Genomic DNA, 17,688 nt, shown 5'->3' with positions numbered 1-17,688 from the left:
CACCGCTCACCGCCATCACGCACGGCGGTCACGCACGGCCACCACTGACCGCGCACGACTCACCGCGCACCACTCACCGCGCACGACTCACTGCTCGCCACTCGCCGCTCGCCTCACCGGCAGAGCGGCGTTCGGCATGTCGTAGACCGTGAGCACCGTACAAACGCACATGCGAGCCACACGCCACGAGTTCCCGGCTCATGCGATATGACAAGGGACTTACACCTGGCAGATGCGGCAGTATCATCGCGGCACGGCCGATGCCCGGCCGTACCAGGGGCGCGACAGTTGTCCGACAGAACCCGAGGAGTAGATCCGTGATGACCCGTTCCGTGCGCCGGACCCGGCGGATGCTGAAGCTGGCCGGTGCGGGAGCCGCCGCCCTGATGGCCCTCAGCGCCTGCTCCTCCTCGTCGGACGCGAAGAAGTCCGGCTCGTCGGACGCGTCCGCCTCCCCCAAGCTCTCCGGCACGGTCACCGTGTTCGCGGCGGCCTCCCTGAAAGAGAGCTTCACGACCCTGGGCAAGGAGTTCGAGCACGAGCACCCCGGCACCGAGGTCAGCTTCAACTTCGGCGGCAGCGACACCCTCGCCGCCAGCATCACCGGCGGTGCCCCCGCGGACGTCTTCGCCGCCGCCAGCCCCAAGACGATGAAGATCGTGACGGACAAGGGCGACGCGACCGGCGCCCCGGCCACCTTCGTGCGCAACCAGCTGGAGATCGCCACCCTGCCGGGCAACCCCGACGAGGTGGCCTCCCTGAAGGACCTCACCAAGTCCGGCCTGAAGGTCGTCCTGTGCGACAAGAGCGTGCCCTGCGGCGCCGCCGCGCAGAAGGCCCTGGACGCGGCCGAGCTGAAGCTGACCCCGGTCTCCTACGAGCAGGACGTCAAGGCGGCGCTGAACAAGGTGCAGCTGAAGGAGGCGGACGCCGCGGTCGTCTACAAGACCGATGTGAAGGCCGCCGGTGGCAAGGTGGAGGGCGTGGAGTTCCCCGAGTCCGCCGACGCGGTCAACGACTACCCGATCGCGCTGCTGAAGGACGCGCCGAACGCCGAGACCGCCAAGGCGTTCATCGCCCTCGTGCGCTCCGCCAAGGGCCAGAAGGTGCTGAGCCAGGCCGGGTTCCTCAAGCCGTGACCCCGCTCGACAAGCCCGGCGCCGCGACCGGTCCCCGCACGGACCGGCCGCGGCGCCGCCGCGCCGGCACGGGGGGCCGGCGCGGGGTGCCGTTGCCGCTGCTGCTGCCGGGCCTGCTCGCCCTGGCGTTCCTGCTGCTGCCGCTGCTCGCACTACTGGTCCGCGCGCCCTGGCGCAGCCTTCCCGACCAGCTGACCAGCGCCGAGGTGTGGCAGGCGCTGCGGCTGTCCCTGGTCACCGCGACCGCGGCGACCGCCGTCAGCCTCGTCCTCGGCGTACCGCTGGCCTGGCTGCTGGCCCGTACGGAGTTCCCCGGCCGCGGCCTCGTACGGGCCCTGGTCACCCTGCCGCTGGTGCTCCCGCCGGTCGTCGGCGGTGTGGCCCTGCTCCTCGCCCTCGGCCGCAACGGCGTCATCGGCAGATGGCTCGACTCCTGGTTCGGGATCACCCTGCCGTTCACCACCACCGGGGTGGTGATCGCGGAGGCGTTCGTCGCGATGCCCTTCCTGGTCATCAGCGTCGAGGGCACCCTGCGCGCCGCCGACCCGCGCTACGAGGAGGCGGCCACCACACTCGGTGCCTCCCGCTTCACCGCGTTCCGCCGGGTCACCCTGCCCCTCATCGCGCCCGGCATCGCGGCCGGCGCGGTCCTGGCCTGGGCCCGGGCACTCGGCGAGTTCGGCGCGACGATCACGTTCGCGGGCAACTTCCCCGGCCGCACCCAGACCATGCCCCTCGCGGTCTACCTCGCCCTCCAGAACGACCCCGAGGCCGCCATCGCCCTCAGCCTGGTCCTGCTGGCCGTGTCGATCGCGGTCCTGGCAGGGCTCCGGGACCGCTGGATGACGACGACATCATGACGACTCCCCACCCGACGTCCCCGAACGACACCGACCGGCATCCCCAGCGCCGGCCCCAGCCCCAGCCCCAGTCCGAGCCCCCCGGCCTCGACGCCCACCTGATCGTCGACAGGGGCGCCTTCCACCTGGACGTCACCCTGACCGCGGGCCCGGGCGACGTCCTCGCCCTCCTCGGCCCCAACGGCGCCGGCAAGACCACCGCCCTCCGCGCCCTCGCCGGCCTCACCCCGCTCACGGCCGGCCACCTGCACCTGGACGGCACCCCCCTGACGGACACTCCCCCGGAGTCCCGCCCGGTCGGCGTCGTCTTCCAGGACTACCTCCTCTTCCCCCACCTGTCCGCCCTGGACAACGTCGCCTTCGGCCCCCGCTGCCGCGGCGCGGGCAGGGCGGAGGCCCGCTCCCGGGCGGCGGCCTGGCTGGACCGGATGGGTCTGGCCGACCACGCCGGCGCCAGGCCCCGCAGCCTCTCCGGCGGCCAGGCCCAGCGCGTGGCCCTCGCCCGCGCCCTGGCCACCGGCCCCCGGCTGCTGCTCCTCGACGAGCCGCTGGCGGCCCTGGACGCCCGTACCCGCCTGGAGGTCCGCGCCCAGCTCCGCCGCCACCTGGCCGCGTTCGAGGCGGTCTCCGTCCTGGTCACCCACGACCCGCTGGACGCCATGGTGCTCGCGGACCGGCTGGTGGTCATCGAGGACGGCCGGGTCGTCCAGGAGGGCACCCCCGCCGACATCGCCCGCCACCCCCGCACGGACTACATCGCCCAGCTCGTCGGCCTCAACCTCTACCGGGGACAGGCAGCCGGCCACACGGTACGACTCGACGCCGGGCCCGCGATCACGACCACGGAGGTGCTGTCCGGACCGGTCTTCGTGGCGTTCCCGCCGTCCGCCGTCACCCTGTTCCGGGACCGGCCCTCCGGCGCCAGCGCGCGCAACCTGTGGCGCTGCGAGGTCGCCGGGCTGGAGACGCACGGCGACCAGATCCGCGCCGACCTCACCGGCGAGCTGCCGCTCGCGGCGGATCTGACGACCGTCGCCGCCGCCGAGCTGGACCTGCACCCGGGTGCACCGGTCTGGGCGACGGTCAAGGCGACGCAGACCCACGCATACCCGGCCTGAGCGGACCGGCGCTCTACGGTGGGTGCCCATGACCCTGAGCATCCGCAACCAGCTCCCCGGCACCGTCACCGAGGTGCACTTCGGCGAGGTCATGGCCACCGTCAAGCTCCGCCTCACCGGCGGCCAGGACCTCACCGCGGTCATCACCCTGGAGGCCGCGCGGGACCTCGCCCTGTCCGAGGGCACCACGGTCCGCGCCCTGGTGAAGTCCACCGAGGTGTCCCTGGCCACCGCCCCGGTCCACCGTGTCTCCATCCGCAACCAGCTGCCCGGCACCGTCACCCACGTGGCCACCGGCGGTGCCATGGCCACCGTGCGGATCGGCATCGAGGGCGGCCGGCTGACCTCGGCCATCACCCAGGAGTCCGCCGCCGACCTGGACCTCGCCGAGGGCACCCCGGTGATCGCCCTGATCAAGTCGACGGAGGTGGCCCTGGCCACGGCCTGATGCCCGACGTCCGACGGCGAAGGGCCCCGCCCGGACATCGTCCGGACGGGGCCCTTCGGCCACGGCTCGCTCAGTCCTCGTACGCGTCCAGAGGCGGGCAGGAGCACACCAGGTTGCGGTCGCCGAAGGCCTGGTCGATGCGGCGCACCGGCGGCCAGTACTTGTCGGCGGCCGAGACCCCGGCCGGGAAGACGGCCTCCTCACGGCTGTAGGCGTGCGTCCACTCACCACCGAGCGCGGCGGCGGTGTGCGGGGCGTTGCGCAGCGGGTTGTCCTCGGCGGACCACTCGCCGGAGCCGACCTTCTCGATCTCCGCGCGGATGGCGATCATCGCCTCGCAGAAACGGTCCAGCTCGGTGAGGTCCTCCGACTCGGTCGGCTCGATCATCAGCGTGCCGGCCACCGGGAAGGACATGGTCGGCGCGTGGAAGCCGTAGTCGATCAGGCGCTTGGCCACGTCGTCCACGCTCACGCCGGTCGCCTTGGTCAGCGGGCGCAGGTCGATGATGCACTCGTGCGCGACGAGGCCGCCGGGGCCGGTGTAGAGGACCGGGTAGTGCGGCTCCAGGCGCTTGGCGATGTAGTTCGCGGAGAGCACGGCCACCTGCGTGGCCCGCTTCAGGCCCTCGCCGCCCATCAGACGGACGTACGCCCACGAGATCGGCAGGATGCCCGCGCTGCCCCAGGGGGCCGCCGAGATCGGGCCCACGCCCGTCTCCGGGCCGGCCTCCGGCTGGAGGGGGTGGTTGGGCAGGTACGGCGCCAGGTGCGAGCGGACCGCGACCGGGCCGACGCCCGGACCGCCGCCACCGTGCGGGATGCAGAAGGTCTTGTGCAGGTTCAGGTGGGAGACGTCGCCGCCGAAGTGGCCCGGCTTGGCCACTCCGACCAGGGCGTTGAGGTTGGCGCCGTCCACGTACACCTGGCCGCCCGCCTCGTGGACCTGGGCGCAGATGTCGGCGACGTGCTCCTCGAACACACCGTGCGTCGACGGGTAGGTGATCATCAGCACCGCCAGCTCGTCGCGGTACTGCTCGATCTTCGCCCGCAGGTCCGCGACGTCGATCTCGCCGTCCTCGGCGGTCTTGACGACGACGACCTTCATGCCGGCCATCACGGCGCTGGCCGCGTTGGTGCCGTGCGCGGAGGACGGGATGAGGCAGACGGTGCGCTGCTCGTCGCCGTTGGCCCGGTGGTAGCCGCGTACGGCGAGCAGACCGGCCAGCTCGCCCTGCGAACCGGCGTTCGGCTGGAGCGAGACCTTGTCGTAGCCGGTGACCTCGGCGAGACGGTCCTCCAGCTCGTGGATGAGGGTGAGGTAGCCCTCGGCCTGCTCGGCGGGCGCGAAGGGGTGCAGCTGCCCGAACTCGGGCCAGGTGACCGGCTCCATCTCGGTGGTCGCGTTGAGCTTCATGGTGCAGGAGCCCAGCGGGATCATGCCGCGGTCGAGCGCGTAGTCGCGGTCGGCCAGCTTGCGCAGGTAGCGCAGCATCGCGGTCTCGGAGCGGTGCTGGTGGAAGACCGGGTGGGTGAGGTAGTCGTCGGTGCGCAGCAGCGCCTCGGGCAGGGTGTCCTCGGCGGTGGCGTCCAGCGCCTCGATGTCGCCCGCGACGCCGAAGGCGGCGAAGACGGCCTCCAGCTGGGCCCGGTCGGTGGTCTCGTCGCAGGCGGCCGAGACGTGGTCGGCGTCGACGAGGCGCAGGTTGACGCCGTTCTCCCGGGCGGCGGCGACGACCTCGGCGGCCTTGCCGGGCACGCGCGCGGTGACGGTGTCGAAGTAGGCGCCGTGGACGATCTCCACGCCCCCGGCCTTCAGGCCCCCGGCGAGGATCGTGGCGTAGCGGTGCGTGCGCCGCGCGATGGTCCTCAGGCCCTCCGGGCCGTGGTACACGGCGTACATGCCGGCCATCACGGCGAGCAGCACCTGCGCGGTGCAGATGTTGCTGGTGGCCTTCTCGCGGCGGATGTGCTGCTCACGGGTCTGCAGCGCGAGCCGGTACGCCTTGTTGCCGTCGGCGTCGACGGAGACACCGACGAGGCGGCCGGGGAGGCTGCGGGCGAACTTCTCGTGCACGGCCATGTAGCCGGCGTGCGGGCCGCCGAAGCCCATCGGCACGCCGAAGCGCTGGGTGGTGCCGACGGCGATGTCCGCGCCCAGCTCCCCCGGCGAGGTCAGCAGGGTCAGCGCGAGCAGGTCGGCGGCGACGGTGACGAGGGCGCCCAGCTCGTGCGCCCGGTCGATGACCGGCTTGATGTCGCGCACGGCACCGGAGGCGCCCGGGTACTGGATCAGCACGCCGTTGATCTCGCGCTCGGCGATCTCCGCCGGGATGCCCTCGCTGAGGTCGGCGACGACGACCTCGACGCCGGTCGGCTCGGCACGGGTCTCGATCACGGCGATGGTCTGCGGCAGCGCGTCCGCGTCGACCAGGAACAGGCCCTTCTTGTTCTTGCCCATGCGCCGGGACAGCGCCATCGCCTCGGCGGCCGCGGTGCCCTCGTCCAGGAGGGAGGCGCCGGACGTGGGCAGGCCGGTGAGCTCGGCGACCATCGTCTGGAAGTTCAGCAGGGCCTCCAGACGGCCCTGGGAGATCTCCGGCTGGTAGGGCGTGTAGGCCGTGTACCAGGCGGGGTTCTCCATGACGTTGCGCAGGATGACCGGCGGCGTGAAGGTGCCGTGGTAGCCCAGGCCGATCATGGAACCGAGGACCTGGTTCCGGTCGGCGAGCGAACGCAGCTCGGCGAGCACCTCGGCCTCGGTGCGGGCGCCCGGGAGGTCCAGGGCATCGGCGTTCTTGATCACATCCGGGACCGCGGCGGCGGTCAGCTCGTCGAGCGAGCCGTACCCGACCTGCGCGAGCATCTTGGCCCGCGCCTCCTGGTCGGGGCCGATGTGGCGCTGCTCGAACGGGATGCCCGCTTCGAGCTCGGAGAGCGGAGTGCGATGGGCGGTCATTGCGGAGGCCTCCTGGGTCTGGCGCGACCTTCGAGGGGCACCCCGGTACGGATACCCCAACGGCCTCCCCCTCTGTCATCTCAACCTGAGAGCTTCACCGGGCGCCCCAGGGACGCCGGCTTTCACCGTCGGTGAGGGCGGAAGCCGTCGACATCCGCCCTGCTTTCCAGAGTGACCTCGTCCGTGCGGTACGTGAGCCTGAGAGATTCCGGGGAGGAGTTGCTCCTTCGGCGCCTCCGACGAGGTCGGAGGACTCTCCCGCACGGGGTCAGCAGCCGCTGTCAGCGTACCAGCGAGGTCAACGGCGGAGGCTTCGAGTGGCCGCCTCCGCGAATGTGCTCTTTTGTAGTGCTTACGGATGAGTTGCGACCACGTGGAGGGAGAGGGACCGTGCAGACCGACATCGATCCGCGCAACCTGATCGGCCGCAAGGCGTTCGACCGCAATGGCACCAAGATCGGCACCATTGACGAGGTGTACCTGGACGACGCCACCGGCGTGCCCGAGTGGGCGGCCATACGCACCGGCCTGTTCTCCCGGGACGCCTTCGTGCCGCTGGAGCCCAGCGAACTGGTCGAGGGCACCCTGCACGTCCCCTTCGAGCGCGCCCTGATCAAGGATGCCCCCGACTTCGGAGTCGGCCGCCATCTCTCCCCCGAACAGGAACTCCAGCTCTACCACCACTACGGCCTGGACGTGGCCTCACCCCCCACGGTCCCGGACCGCGACTTCGGCAAACTGGCGGGCTCGGAGGAGCCCTGAGCCGCCAGGTCCGCAACCAAGGGCAACGGATCGGCACCCTCCAGCGCGGGATCGTCCACGAAGAACGTCCGTACCCGGCCGGGCTCGGACCGGGGCGTCTCGAACCGCACGGTCACCCGCCCCAGCCCGCTCCCCTGCACCCACCCGTGCCCGTACTCCGCGTGCCGCACGTCCTGCCCGGCCCGCCACTGCCGTTCGACGGGCTCCACCCGCTCCACCACGGCCTCGGTGACGGTCTCCTCCGGCGCCTCGGCAGCCCGCGCGGGCAGGGCCTGCGCGAACAGGTCCTCCTGCGTGTAGTCGGCGAGCCCGGACACCCCCACTCCGAGCAGCCGCACCCCGCCCGTGGTGTCCACGGAGTCCAGCAGCCGCGCCGCCGCCTCACGGATCACCGCGGGGTCGTCCGTGGGTCCTCTGAGCGTCTCGGAGCGGGTCAGCGTGGAGAAGTCGTACCGCCGTACCTTCAGCACGATGGTCCGCCCGGACAGCCCGGCCCCGCGCAGCCGCCCCACGCACCGGTCGGCCAGCCGCTGCACCTCCAGACCGACCCGCAGCCGGTCGTGGATGTCCACGTCGTAGGTGTCCTCCACCGACACCGACTTGGTCTCCCGCTCGGCCACCACGGGCCGCTCGTCCCGGGCCAGGGCCATGGCGTACAGCGCGTGCCCGTGCGCCTTGCCGAGCAGCCGGACCAGCTCGTCCTCCCCGGCCTCCGCCAGCTCCTCCACCGTGGTGATCCCTGCCCTGCGCAGATGGTCACCGGTGGCCGGCCCGACCCCCGGCAGGGTCCGCACCGGCATCGGCGCCAGCAGCGCCCGCTCGGTGCCGGGCTCGATCAGCACCAGGCCGTCCGGCTTGGCCTGCTCGGAGGCGATCTTCGCCAGCATCTTCGAGGCGGCGAGCCCCACGGAGCCGGTGAGACCCGTGACCGCCCGGATGTCCGCGCGCAGCTTCCGACCGGCCCGCCGGGCCGATTCCTCGTCCCAGGCCGCTCCCCCGGCCTCCAGGTCCACGAACGCCTCGTCCAGGCTCAGCGGCTCCACCAGCGGTGACAGCTCCCGCAGCAGCGCCATCACCTGCTCGCTGATCGCCCGGTACAGGCTGAAGCGCGGCACCAGATAAGCGGCGTTCGGCGCCAGCCGGCGGGCCTGCGCCATCGGCATCGCCGAGTGGACCCCGAACACCCGCGCCTCGTACGACGCGGTGGCCACCACACCGCGCGGTCCCAGCCCGCCCACCACGACCGCCTTCCCGCGCAGACTCGGCTTGGACGCCTGCTCCACCGAGGCGAAGAAGGCATCCATGTCGAGATGAAGGATCGTGGGCGCGTTTCTCACATCTCCGATGCTGCACCACGGCACTGACAATGCGGTGGCGCCGGAGTGCCCGACCGGGGCGCCGCGGTCAGACCGCCCGGTTGCGGCGCCGCGCCAGTTCGTCCGCGGGGTTCTGCCCGACGAGGGTCTCGCCGGTGTCGATGCGCTCGCCGTGCAGCTGCGAGAGCGCGCTTTCCACGTCCCGCCACACCACGCCGACGGCGATCCCGAAGATGCCCTGCCCGCCCTGCAGCAGGGCGTGGACCTCGTCCGGCGAGGTGCACTCGTACACGGTGGCACCGTCGCTCATCAGGGTCATCCGCTCCAGGTCGCGGAAACCGCGTTCCCTGAGGTGCTGGACGGCCGTGCGGATGTTCTGCAGCGACACCCCGGTGTCCAGGAACCGCTTCACGATCTTCAGGACGACGACGTCCCGGAAGCTGTACAGCCGCTGGGTGCCCGATCCGTAGGCGGGCCGCACACTGGGCTCGACCAGGCCGGTGCGGGCCCAGTAGTCGAGCTGCCGATAAGTGATGCCGGCCGCCGCGCAGGCCGTGGGCCCGCGGTAACCGATCTGTTCGGACGTCATGGCCGCCACCCCTCCGCCGTTCGGCACCGCCGTCGGCAGCTGCGGAGCGTGATCGACCGCGCTGCCGGGATGGGGGTGACCCCCGCCTGAGCGCAGCCGCGGGCTCGGGGGCGGGTACGGACCGCTCTCCCCGAAACTGCGTCCGGGGGCACCCCCAGCCGTACCGTCGCCGCTGGTTCTCACGCCGACCTCCGTCCTTGACCTGCCTTCTCGACGGTAGGCAGTCACCAGGGGTGCGTCAACGATCGCCACACTCGGCACGCCGAGTGATAATCACCCTAGGAGTGGTTTCCCGTGTCCCACCGCGGGGAAAGGCTAGCCGAATGCGCTGACGGGGGGCCGGAGGACGCTCTCACCGGCCGGCGGCAATTGCCGGTCGCGAGCCGCGCGAGGCCGCCGTCCGCCCCGGTGGAACCCCGGGACCGACGGGCGGGCCCCGGTCTCACTGACTGCTGGTGCCGAAGTCCTCGGGCGAGATCTGGTCGAGGAACTCGCGGAACTTCTCCACCTCGTCCTCCTGCTCGTCCGGAATGGCGATGCCCGCGTCGTCCAGCACCGTGTCGCTGCCGTAGATCGGCGTTCCGGTGCGCAGGGCCAGCGCTATGGCATCGGAGGGGCGGGCGCTGACCTCGACCCCACTGGCGAACACCAGCTCCGCGTAGAAGACGCCTTCCCGCAGATCGGTGATGCGCACTTCGGTCAGCTCCTGGCCGACGGCCTCCAGCACGTCCTTGAACAGGTCGTGGGTCAGCGGTCGCGCGGGGGCCATGCCCTGCTGGGCGAAGGCGATCGCCGTCGCCTCCCCCGGTCCGATCCAGATGGGGAGGTAACGGTCGCCCCCCACTTCGCGCAGGAGCACGATCGGCTGGTTGGAGGGCATTTCGACCCGGACACCTACGACATCGAGCTCGTTCACACAGCAACCCTAGGCCGTGCCCGGGACGTTTGGGTAGTCGGGCCGGGAACAGGTGCCCGATCCGGCCGCTCCGGGGCCCTCCGCGCTCAGGGCAGCCGCACGCCCAGAGCGGTCTGCACCAGAGCCGCGTGCAGCTTCACCGTGAGGGCCGCCAGCTCCTTCGTACGGGCCTCGGCGTGCGCCCTGGTCTGCGGGTTCCGGTGGCGTTTGAGCGGGGCCACCACCTGGTCGACCAGCCCCGCCTCACGGTCGGCGGCGGCCTTCATCACCCGGAGGTGGCGCGGTTCGATCCCGAACCGGCCCAGCTCGGCGATGAGCGAGGCCACGGTGACGGCCTCGGCGTCGTACGCCCCGTCCTCCAGGGGAGCGATGAGCCCGTAGGACTCCCACTCCTTCAGGTCCCCCTCGTCGATGTCCGCCGCGACCAGCAGCTCGGCCCGGCCGACCCGGGCCACCGTGGGCCCCTCCACGGACAGCGGCATGTCGTCCCCCGTGCGCTGGCGCCCGACCACGGGCAGCGCTACGGCCTCACCGCGCTCCATGGCGTCCAGGTGCTCCCGGATCACCTTGAGCGGCAGGTAGTGGTCCCGCTGCATCCGCAGGACGTGAGCGAGGCGCTCGACGTCGCCGGCGCTGAACTTGCGGTACCCCGACGGGGTCCGCTGCGGCTCGATGAGCCCCTCCGACTCCAGGAAGCGGATCTTGGAGATGGTGACTTCGGGGAACTCGTCGCGCAGCACGTTCAGCACCGTGCCGATGCTCATCAGCCCACTGTCCCTGGCGGCGGTACCGCTTCCGGCACCGCCGCTCGGTGTTTGCAGCATGGACCTTCCCTGGGGGTTCCCCCGGACGTCAGTCCGGGGGTGGGTCAGATGCCCTGCCGGCTCGCGTAGAACACCAGCCGGTACTTGCCGATCTGCACTTCGTCACCGTTCGACAGAGCGACCTGGTCGATGCGCTCCCGGTTGACGTACGTGCCGTTCAGGCTGCCCACGTCGGCCACCGTGAAGGAGCCGTCCGGGGAGCGCCGGAACTCCACGTGCCGCCGGGAGACCGTCACGTCGTCCAGGAAGATGTCGCTCTGCGGGTGACGGCCGGCCGTGGTGAGGTCGCTGTCCAGCAGGAAGCGGCTGCCCGAGTTCGGGCCGCGGCGCACCACCAGCAGCGCCGATCCCACCGGCAGCGCGTCCACCGCGGCCTGCGCCTCCGGGGAGAGCATCGGCAGCGGCGTCTGACCGGTGGCCTCGGAGTCGTACGCCTCCAGGCCGGAGATCGAGATGGTGGACGTCGTCTCGGAGGCCCGCTCGGGCGCCACCCCGGGTCGCAGCGGCGCCCCACAGTGGGAGCAGAACCGGGCGTTCTCCGCATTCCGGTTACCGCACCTCGTACACACCAGGACCGACATCGACGGATCCTCCTGCCGCGGCTGCCCCGCCGGGGCGTTGGACGCGTACGGGTCGGAGGCAAACCCTCCACCCGTACCTGAGGTTGACGGTTGCCCGAAACCTATGCCGCCGGACTGGGCAGGGTCAACAGACGCCGCGCCCTGACCACGGGAAATGTCACCGCCCGGACCAGCGACCTGGTCCCGGAACAGCGGGCGCTGGCCCTCCGCGTCAGGCTGTGCGCGATGACGGGCGGTCGCGTTGTCGCTGCCCTCTCGCGCGCTCTTGCCGAACAACTTCGCAAACAACTTCACGGGCGATTCCCCTTGACCGAAACAGACCCGCCCGTGGGGCAGGACGAACCCTGATTGCCTACACCGGCCGAGCCGGACATTCTCACAACGTCCGTATCCACCAGACAGTTTCCACCACGCACCACCTCTTCGGTGCGCCGACCCCCCGCAACCTCATGCCCCTGCCGGACGACCCGCATGCACCACCCGTTCACTGGGAGGACAACCGAGCGTAGTCAGGCCGCTTCGCCTGCCGCAAGGCGTCCACGACGATCTTGCCCGACTGCTCGACGGTCACCGTGGCCTGCTCCTTCTCCAGAGTCTGCACCACGCCTCCAGGGATGTTCAGCGCCGGCTCGAGGTCCTGCGGCTTGCCGATGACCTTGAAACGATAGGGAGCGTTGATCTTGTTCCCGTCGACGCTCACGCTCCTGCCGGAGTCGGTGAAGTAGGTGCCGGCGACCACCCGGACCCCGTTGACCTGGATCGCCTCCGCGCCGGCCGCGCGCAACTCCTGGATCGCGTCGAGCAGCATGTCCGCCTGGACCGTCCCCTTCGTGTCCTCGATCGTCATGGTGATGCCGGGACCCTGCGCCGCCACGGTGCCCGCCAGGATGCCGAGTTGCCTCTTCTTCTCGGCGGTCTGCCGGCGCGCCTCGGCGGCCTGGTCGGAGCTGGTCTGCAGCTCCTGACGCTGCTTTTCGAGTCCCTGCTTCTCGTCCTCAAGACGCTGAGTACGCGCATCCAGTTCATCGAGGATGCGTACAAGATCTTCCTGACGCGCGCCACGCAGCGCGCTGTCGGTGTCGCTGTTGGACGCCACCTGTACGGCAAGGCCGAAGCCGAGGCCGAACAGGAGCAGCGCGACGATGAGTTGGGCACGGGTGAAACGCGGCGGCCACAGCCCCTTGACGAGCCGCTGCCGGCCCGTCAGCGCCTGCTGCGCCCGCGCTTCGGCCGACTGCTGCCCGGCCGCGGGCGCGGGTGCGGGCACCTCGGCCGGCAGCTCCCTGCGCAGCCGGTTCTCCTGCTGCGCATCACGGCCATCACGGCCATTGCGGTCGTCGCGGCCATTGCGGTCGTCGCGGCCATTGCGGTCGTCGCGGTCATTGCCGTCGTTACGGTCGTTCTGTTCGCTCATCGGTGTCACGCCCGGAACACGTGCCGCCGGATCGCCGCGGCGTTGGAGAAGATACGGATGCCGAGGACCACGACGACGCCCGTGGACAGCTGCGCGCCCACGCCCAGTTTGTCCCCGAGGAACACGATGAGGGCGGCGACGACCACGTTCGACAGGAACGACACGACGAAGACCTTGTCGTCGAAGATGCCGTCCAGCATGGCCCGCAGGCCGCCGAAGACGGCGTCCAGTGCCGCGACGACGGCGATCGGCAGATAAGGCTCGACGACCGCCGGAACCTCGGGCCGGACCAACAGGCCGGCCACGACTCCCACGACGAGGCCCAGTACGGCGATCACGATGTGCCCTTCTCGGTTTTCTCGGACTTCGGCTGTGCTGTACGTACGATCACACTGGGGGCGGCGGGCAGCCGGACGTCCCCCTCCGTGGAGATGGTGGCGCGGATGCCGTAGTTCTCCTCCAGGGCGTGCAGGTACAGGCCGTCGGCGCTGTCCTGGAACCTGGTGCTCAACCTCTGCCCGTCCCCCACCGCCAGCACCGTGTACGGCGGCACCAGCGGCCTGTTGTCGACCAGTATCGCGTCACCCGCGGCCCTGATCGCGGACAGGGCGGTCAGCCGCTGCCCGTTGACGGAGATCGCCTCGGCCCCGGAGGCCCACAGTCCGTTGACCACGCGCTGCATGTCGCGGTCGCGCACCCGGCCGGTGTCGGAGAAACCCGAGGTCTCGCGAGGGTTGGAGCCGTCCCCGCCACCGCTCGCCTCCTTGGCGTCGTCCACGACGAGCCTGACCCCGGGGCCGTGCACCGCGGTGGCACCCGAGAGCAGGCCGACCAGGTCCGCCTCGGAGCCGCCGCCGCTCGACCTCAGGGCCGCCCGCTGACGCGCGCTGACATCGTCGCGCAGCGTGTCGACCGTCTTCTCCAGCTGGTCCGCGTCCGCGGTCTCCTTGTCGACACGGTCGATCAGCTCCTGGCGCTCCTTGGCCACGACGGGTGCCGCCACCCGCGCCTGTGCCGCGCCCAGGGTCACCACCAGCGCAGCGAGCACGAGACCGCCCGCCAGGCCCAGCTTGGCCCGGAGCGTCTTCGGCAGGCCGCCCTCGCCCTGGGACTTCCTGCGGGCTGCGGCCTCGGCGTACCCGTCGTCCAGGCTGTGGTCCATGACGTTGGTGATCAACGACATGGAGGCGTCCGGGCGCTGGGCCCGCGGAGGGCTGCTCCGAACGGGGGGTTGCTGCGGCATGCCGCACATCGTCGCATGTCGCGAGCAGTACCTCCGAACGGCCCCACCGGCGTGCCGGACAGGCCCCCTTGGGGGACACTTGTCCGGCACGCGTGCGTGCAGCGACTTCGGCCGTCCAGGCCGCCGGAGCTACCGGCCGGCGCTGTCCACGACCGCCGACCACTCGTCCAGCAGCGCCTGTGCGGAGGCGTCGTCGGGCCCCTCGGCCCACAGATGCGTGACCGCCTCGGCCGGGTCGGGCAGCACCATCACCCAGCGCCCGTCGGTCTCCACGACCCGCACACCGTCGGTCGTGTCGACAAAGCGGTCCCCTGCGGCCTCGACCACCCGCCGCATCACCAGTCCCTTGACGGCCCACGGCGTCGCCAGGTCGCGCTTGAGGACGTGCGCCCGCGGGATCCGGGCGTCGATCTGGCTCAGCGTGAGCTGCGTCCGCGCCACCAGCCCGATGAGGCGTACGAAGGCGGCCGTGCCGTCGTAGACGCCGCTGAACTCGGGCACGATGAACCCGCCCTTGCCGTCGCCGCCGAAGATGGTGCCTTCCTCGCGCCCCACGCGCGTGAGGTCGTCGGGCGAGGTGGTGGTCCACTCGACCTGGGTACCGTGGTAGGCGGCCACCTGCTCGGCGATCCGGGTCGTGGTGACCGGCAGCGCCACCCGCCCGCTGCGCCGCTCGGCGGCCACCAGGTCCAGCATGACCAGCAGCGCACGGTCGTCCTCGATGATCCGGCCCTTCTCGTCGACGAGCGACAGCCGCTCGCCGACCGGGTCGAACCGCACGCCGAACGCGGCACCCGAGGACGCCACGATCTCCCCGAGCCGCACCAGCCCCTTCCGCCGCATCTCGGCCGTCTCCGTGGGCCGGGACTCGTCCAGACCGGGGTTGATGGTCAGCGAGTCCACACCGAGCTTGCCGAGCAGGCTGGGCAGCACGAGCCCGGCACTGCCGTTCGAGGCGTCCACGACCACCTTGAGACCCGACTCGGCTATCCCGGTCGTGTCGACGTTCCGCAGCAGCGATCCGGTGTACGAGTCGAAGACGCTGGCCGGGAAGTACAGGTCACCGATCTCCCCGGGGAACGCCCGCCGGTACTCCTGGCGCGCGAACACCCGGTCCAGCTTGCGCTGGCTGCCCTGCGAGAGGTCCGCGCCCTGTCCGTCGAAGAACATGATGTCGACCGAGTCCGGGACACCCGGCGAGGTCCGGATCATGATGCCGCCGGCGCTGCCCCGCGCGGTCTGCTGCCGGGCCACGGGCAGCGGCACGTTCTCCAGGTCGCGTACGTCGATGGCGCTGGCCTGGAGCGCGGAGATCACCGCCCGCTTGAGCGCCCGGGCACCCCGGGAGTGGTCGCGGGCCGTGGTGACCGTGGAGCCCTTCTTCAGGGTCGTCGCGTAGGCGCCGGCGAGCCGTACGGCCAGCTCCGGCGTGATCTCCACGTTCAGGATGCCCGAGACACCCCGGGCGCCGAACAGGTGCGCCTGTCCCCGGGACTCCCAGATCACCGAGGTGTTGACGAAGGCTCCGGCCTCGATGGTCTTGAACGGGTACACGCGGACGTTGCCCTGAACGATCGATTCCTCACCGATCAGGCACTCGTCACCGATGACCGCGCCGTCCTCGATCCGGGCGGCACGCATGATGTCGGTGTTCTTGCCGACGACGCAGCCGCGCAGGTTGCTGTGCTGCCCGATGTACACGTTGTCGTGCACGACGGCCTTGTGCAGGAAGGCACCGCTCTTGACGACGACGTTGGAGCCGACGACGGTGTGCTCCCGGATCTCCGCGCCGGCCTCGACCTTCGCGTAGTCGCCGATGTACAGCGGCCCGCGCAGCACGGCGTCGGGGTGCACCTCGGCCCCTTCGGCCACCCAGACGCCCGGAGAGATCTCGAAGCCGTCGATGTCGACGTTGACCTTGCCCTCGAGGACGTCCGCCTGGGCCTTCACGTAGCTCTCGTGGGTACCGACGTCCTCCCAGTAGCCCTCGGCGACATAGCCGTAGATCGGCTTGCCTTCCTTCATCAGCTGCGGGAAGACATCGCCGGACCAGTCGACGGGCACATCGGCTTCGACGTAGTTGAAGACCTCGGGCTCCATGACGTAGATGCCCGTGTTCACCGTGTCGGAGAAGACCTGCCCCCAGGTCGGCTTCTCCAGGAAGCGCTCGACCTTGCCTTCCTCGTCCACGATGGTGATGCCGAACTCCAGCGGATTGGGCACGCGGGTCAGGCAGACCGTGACCAGCGCACCCTTCTCCTTGTGGAAATTGATCAGATCGGTGAGGTCGAAGTCGGTCAGGGCATCACCGGAGATGACGAGGAAGGCATCGTCCTTCAACGCCTCCTCGGCGTTCTTGACGCTTCCGGCGGTACCGAGTGGCTTCTCCTCGTTGGCGTACGTGAGCTCCATGCCGAGCTCTTCGCCGTCACCGAAGTAGTTCTTTACGAGGGACGCCAGGAACTGCACGGTGACCACGGTCTCGTTGAGCCCGTGCTTTTTGAGCAGTCGCAGCACATGCTCCATGATCGGGCGATTCGCCACGGGCAGGAGCGGCTTGGGCATGCTGGAGGTCATTGGGCGAAGGCGCGTGCCTTCGCCGCCGGCCATCACGACGGCCTTCATGTCGGAAGCGTCCTCCTAAAGAGATGACTGTCTAGCCGACTTCACCCGTCCAAAGTGTCCCGCATTTCACGGCGGGCGGCCATCGGACGACTTTGTCCAGACAAGAGACGGGCTCAATCGGCCACGGCGTCCGCACGCACCAGACGGCGGACTTGTACTACGTACAGCACTCCTGCCCACCAATAGAGGGTTGTACCCCATCCTGCGAACGCCCACCCGAAAACTGCGGCGAGTGACGCGAACCATCCGTTTCCGTCGCTGAGGAGCAGGAGCGGGAAGGCGTACATGAGGTTGAACGTGGCGGCCTTCCCGAGGAAGTTCACCTGCGGCGGCGGATAGCCGTGCCGGCGGAGGATGCCCACCATGACCAGGAGAACCAGCTCCCGGGCCAGCAGGAGGGCGGTGAGCCAGAGCGGGAGGATTTCCCGCCAGGTCAGCCCGAGCAGCGTGGACAGGACGTAGAGCCGGTCGGCCGCGGGGTCGAGCAGCCGGCCGAGGCTGCTGATCTGGTTCCAGCGCCGGGCGAGCTTGCCGTCCAGATAGTCGCTGACCCCGCTGAACGCGAGCACCAGGAGGGCCCAGCCATCGCTCTTGGGGCCGCCGAACTCCGGCCTGAGGATCAACCACAGGAAGAGGGGTACGCCGACGAGCCGCGCCATGCTGAGGATGTTGGGGATGGTGAGGACCCGGTCTGTCTGGACGCGGGTCTCCTGGACCTCCACCCGGGGGCCTCCTGTGCGAAATGAGCCAACGATGCCCCCTGACCTTACCTCAACGCAAAAAAGCTCCGGCCCCTGGGCAGTGCCCAAGAGCCGGAGCTTCAAAAGGAGTTCGGCGGTGTCCTACTCTCCCACAGGGTCCCCCCTGCAGTACCATCGGCGCTGTGAGGCTTAGCTT

Annotated in this window: 16 protein-coding genes, 1 rRNA gene and 1 riboswitch; of the genes, 5 read left to right on the top strand and 12 right to left on the bottom strand. The window is 70.7% G+C overall.

Features of this window, described 5'->3' with window-relative positions; translation table 11 throughout:
* The first annotated feature begins 320 nt into the window (after positions 1-320).
* From modA to IEZ20_RS37500, 4 genes are read left to right on the top strand one after another with little or no spacing between them, the layout of a single operon-like run.
* Positions 321-1,139: a molybdate ABC transporter substrate-binding protein gene (modA, locus tag IEZ20_RS37515; protein WP_189307267.1), complete on the top strand. Its 819-nt coding sequence runs from the start codon at positions 321-323 to the stop codon at positions 1,137-1,139.
* Entirely contained in the window at positions 1,136-1,999 is an 864-nt protein-coding gene (modB, locus tag IEZ20_RS37510; protein ID WP_189307265.1) for a molybdate ABC transporter permease subunit, read from the top strand. The genes modA and modB overlap by 4 nt, the downstream gene beginning before the upstream one ends.
* Positions 1,996-3,117, top strand: coding sequence for an ABC transporter ATP-binding protein (locus IEZ20_RS37505; protein ID WP_189307263.1), 1,122 nt, complete (start codon positions 1,996-1,998; stop codon positions 3,115-3,117). The genes modB and IEZ20_RS37505 overlap by 4 nt, the downstream gene beginning before the upstream one ends.
* A gap of 28 nt (positions 3,118-3,145) precedes the next feature.
* On the top strand, positions 3,146-3,565 hold the full coding sequence (locus IEZ20_RS37500) for a TOBE domain-containing protein (RefSeq protein ID WP_189307261.1): 420 nt from the start codon (positions 3,146-3,148) through the stop codon (positions 3,563-3,565).
* A 70-nt stretch (positions 3,566-3,635) separates the two neighbouring features.
* On the opposite strand, the gene gcvP is transcribed toward IEZ20_RS37500, so the two are convergent.
* Complete coding sequence (gene gcvP, locus IEZ20_RS37495) at positions 3,636-6,521, bottom strand: aminomethyl-transferring glycine dehydrogenase (RefSeq protein ID WP_189307259.1); 2,886 nt, start codon at positions 6,519-6,521, stop codon at positions 3,636-3,638.
* 176 nt (positions 6,522-6,697) lie between these two features.
* Positions 6,698-6,792: riboswitch (glycine riboswitch) on the bottom strand.
* 119 nt (positions 6,793-6,911) lie between these two features.
* Here gcvP and IEZ20_RS37490 point away from each other — a divergent pair.
* Positions 6,912-7,283 carry a PRC-barrel domain-containing protein gene (locus IEZ20_RS37490; protein ID WP_189307257.1) on the top strand — a complete coding sequence of 124 codons (372 nt, stop codon included), beginning with the start codon at positions 6,912-6,914 and terminating at the stop codon, positions 7,281-7,283.
* Here IEZ20_RS37490 and IEZ20_RS37485 read toward each other — a convergent pair.
* From IEZ20_RS37485 to rrf, 11 genes are all read right to left on the bottom strand, one after another.
* Positions 7,205-8,620 (bottom strand): DNA polymerase IV, encoded by a 1,416-nt coding sequence (locus tag IEZ20_RS37485; protein ID WP_189307255.1) that lies wholly within the window; start codon positions 8,618-8,620, stop codon positions 7,205-7,207. The genes IEZ20_RS37490 and IEZ20_RS37485 overlap by 79 nt on opposite strands.
* A gap of 67 nt (positions 8,621-8,687) precedes the next feature.
* Positions 8,688-9,371 (bottom strand): MerR family transcriptional regulator, encoded by a 684-nt coding sequence (locus tag IEZ20_RS37480; protein WP_189307253.1) that lies wholly within the window; start codon positions 9,369-9,371, stop codon positions 8,688-8,690.
* 259 nt (positions 9,372-9,630) lie between these two features.
* Positions 9,631-10,104 (bottom strand): bifunctional nuclease family protein, encoded by a 474-nt coding sequence (locus IEZ20_RS37475; protein ID WP_026253112.1) that lies wholly within the window; start codon positions 10,102-10,104, stop codon positions 9,631-9,633.
* An 86-nt stretch (positions 10,105-10,190) separates the two neighbouring features.
* Positions 10,191-10,928, bottom strand: coding sequence for a transcriptional regulator FtsR (ftsR, locus tag IEZ20_RS37470; RefSeq protein WP_189307251.1), 738 nt, complete (start codon positions 10,926-10,928; stop codon positions 10,191-10,193).
* A 44-nt stretch (positions 10,929-10,972) separates the two neighbouring features.
* Positions 10,973-11,803, bottom strand: a complete 831-nt coding sequence (locus tag IEZ20_RS37465; RefSeq protein WP_189307249.1) for an FHA domain-containing protein — start codon at positions 11,801-11,803, stop codon at positions 10,973-10,975.
* Between the two features lie 190 nt (positions 11,804-11,993).
* Complete coding sequence (locus IEZ20_RS37460; protein ID WP_229896460.1) at positions 11,994-12,923, bottom strand: DUF881 domain-containing protein; 930 nt, start codon at positions 12,921-12,923, stop codon at positions 11,994-11,996.
* Between the two features lie 5 nt (positions 12,924-12,928).
* Entirely contained in the window at positions 12,929-13,261 is a 333-nt protein-coding gene (locus tag IEZ20_RS37455; protein WP_003988855.1) for a small basic family protein, read from the bottom strand.
* Positions 13,258-14,166: a DUF881 domain-containing protein gene (locus IEZ20_RS37450; RefSeq protein ID WP_229896459.1), complete on the bottom strand. Its 909-nt coding sequence runs from the start codon at positions 14,164-14,166 to the stop codon at positions 13,258-13,260. The genes IEZ20_RS37455 and IEZ20_RS37450 overlap by 4 nt, the downstream gene beginning before the upstream one ends.
* A gap of 129 nt (positions 14,167-14,295) precedes the next feature.
* Positions 14,296-16,791, bottom strand: a complete 2,496-nt coding sequence (locus IEZ20_RS37445) for a mannose-1-phosphate guanyltransferase (protein WP_189307247.1) — start codon at positions 16,789-16,791, stop codon at positions 14,296-14,298.
* 113 nt (positions 16,792-16,904) lie between these two features.
* The gene (gene clsA / locus IEZ20_RS37440) at positions 16,905-17,513 is read right to left on the bottom strand and encodes a cardiolipin synthase ClsA (protein WP_189307245.1); all 609 of its coding nucleotides are present in this window, start codon (positions 17,511-17,513) and stop codon (positions 16,905-16,907) included.
* Positions 17,514-17,620: 107 nt separating this feature from the next.
* Positions 17,621-17,688: ribosomal RNA gene (gene rrf / locus IEZ20_RS40925) — 5S ribosomal RNA — on the bottom strand; the annotation flags it as partial.

Origin of the sequence: Streptomyces cinerochromogenes, assembly GCF_014648635.1 — a bacterium.
GTDB classification, from domain to species: domain Bacteria; phylum Actinomycetota; class Actinomycetes; order Streptomycetales; family Streptomycetaceae; genus Streptomyces; species Streptomyces cinerochromogenes.
Note: the sequence above shows the minus strand (reverse complement) of the source record. Positions and strands in the feature narration are given on the sequence as shown.

Excerpts from the sequence above, each read along its gene's own strand:
- IEZ20_RS37460 (WP_229896460.1), bottom strand. The coding sequence starts at position 12,923 with ATGAGCGAACAGAACGACCGTAACGACGGCAATGACCGCGACGACCGC.
- IEZ20_RS37505 (WP_189307263.1), top strand. The coding sequence starts at position 1,996 with ATGACGACTCCCCACCCGACGTCCCCGAACGACACCGACCGGCATCCC.
- IEZ20_RS37445 (WP_189307247.1), bottom strand. The coding sequence starts at position 16,791 with ATGAAGGCCGTCGTGATGGCCGGCGGCGAAGGCACGCGCCTTCGCCCA.
- IEZ20_RS37450 (WP_229896459.1), bottom strand. The coding sequence starts at position 14,166 with ATGCCGCAGCAACCCCCCGTTCGGAGCAGCCCTCCGCGGGCCCAGCGC.
- IEZ20_RS37500 (WP_189307261.1), top strand. The coding sequence starts at position 3,146 with ATGACCCTGAGCATCCGCAACCAGCTCCCCGGCACCGTCACCGAGGTG.
- gcvP (WP_189307259.1), bottom strand. The coding sequence starts at position 6,521 with ATGACCGCCCATCGCACTCCGCTCTCCGAGCTCGAAGCGGGCATCCCG.
- modA (WP_189307267.1), top strand. The coding sequence starts at position 321 with ATGACCCGTTCCGTGCGCCGGACCCGGCGGATGCTGAAGCTGGCCGGT.
- ftsR (WP_189307251.1), bottom strand. The coding sequence starts at position 10,928 with ATGCTGCAAACACCGAGCGGCGGTGCCGGAAGCGGTACCGCCGCCAGG.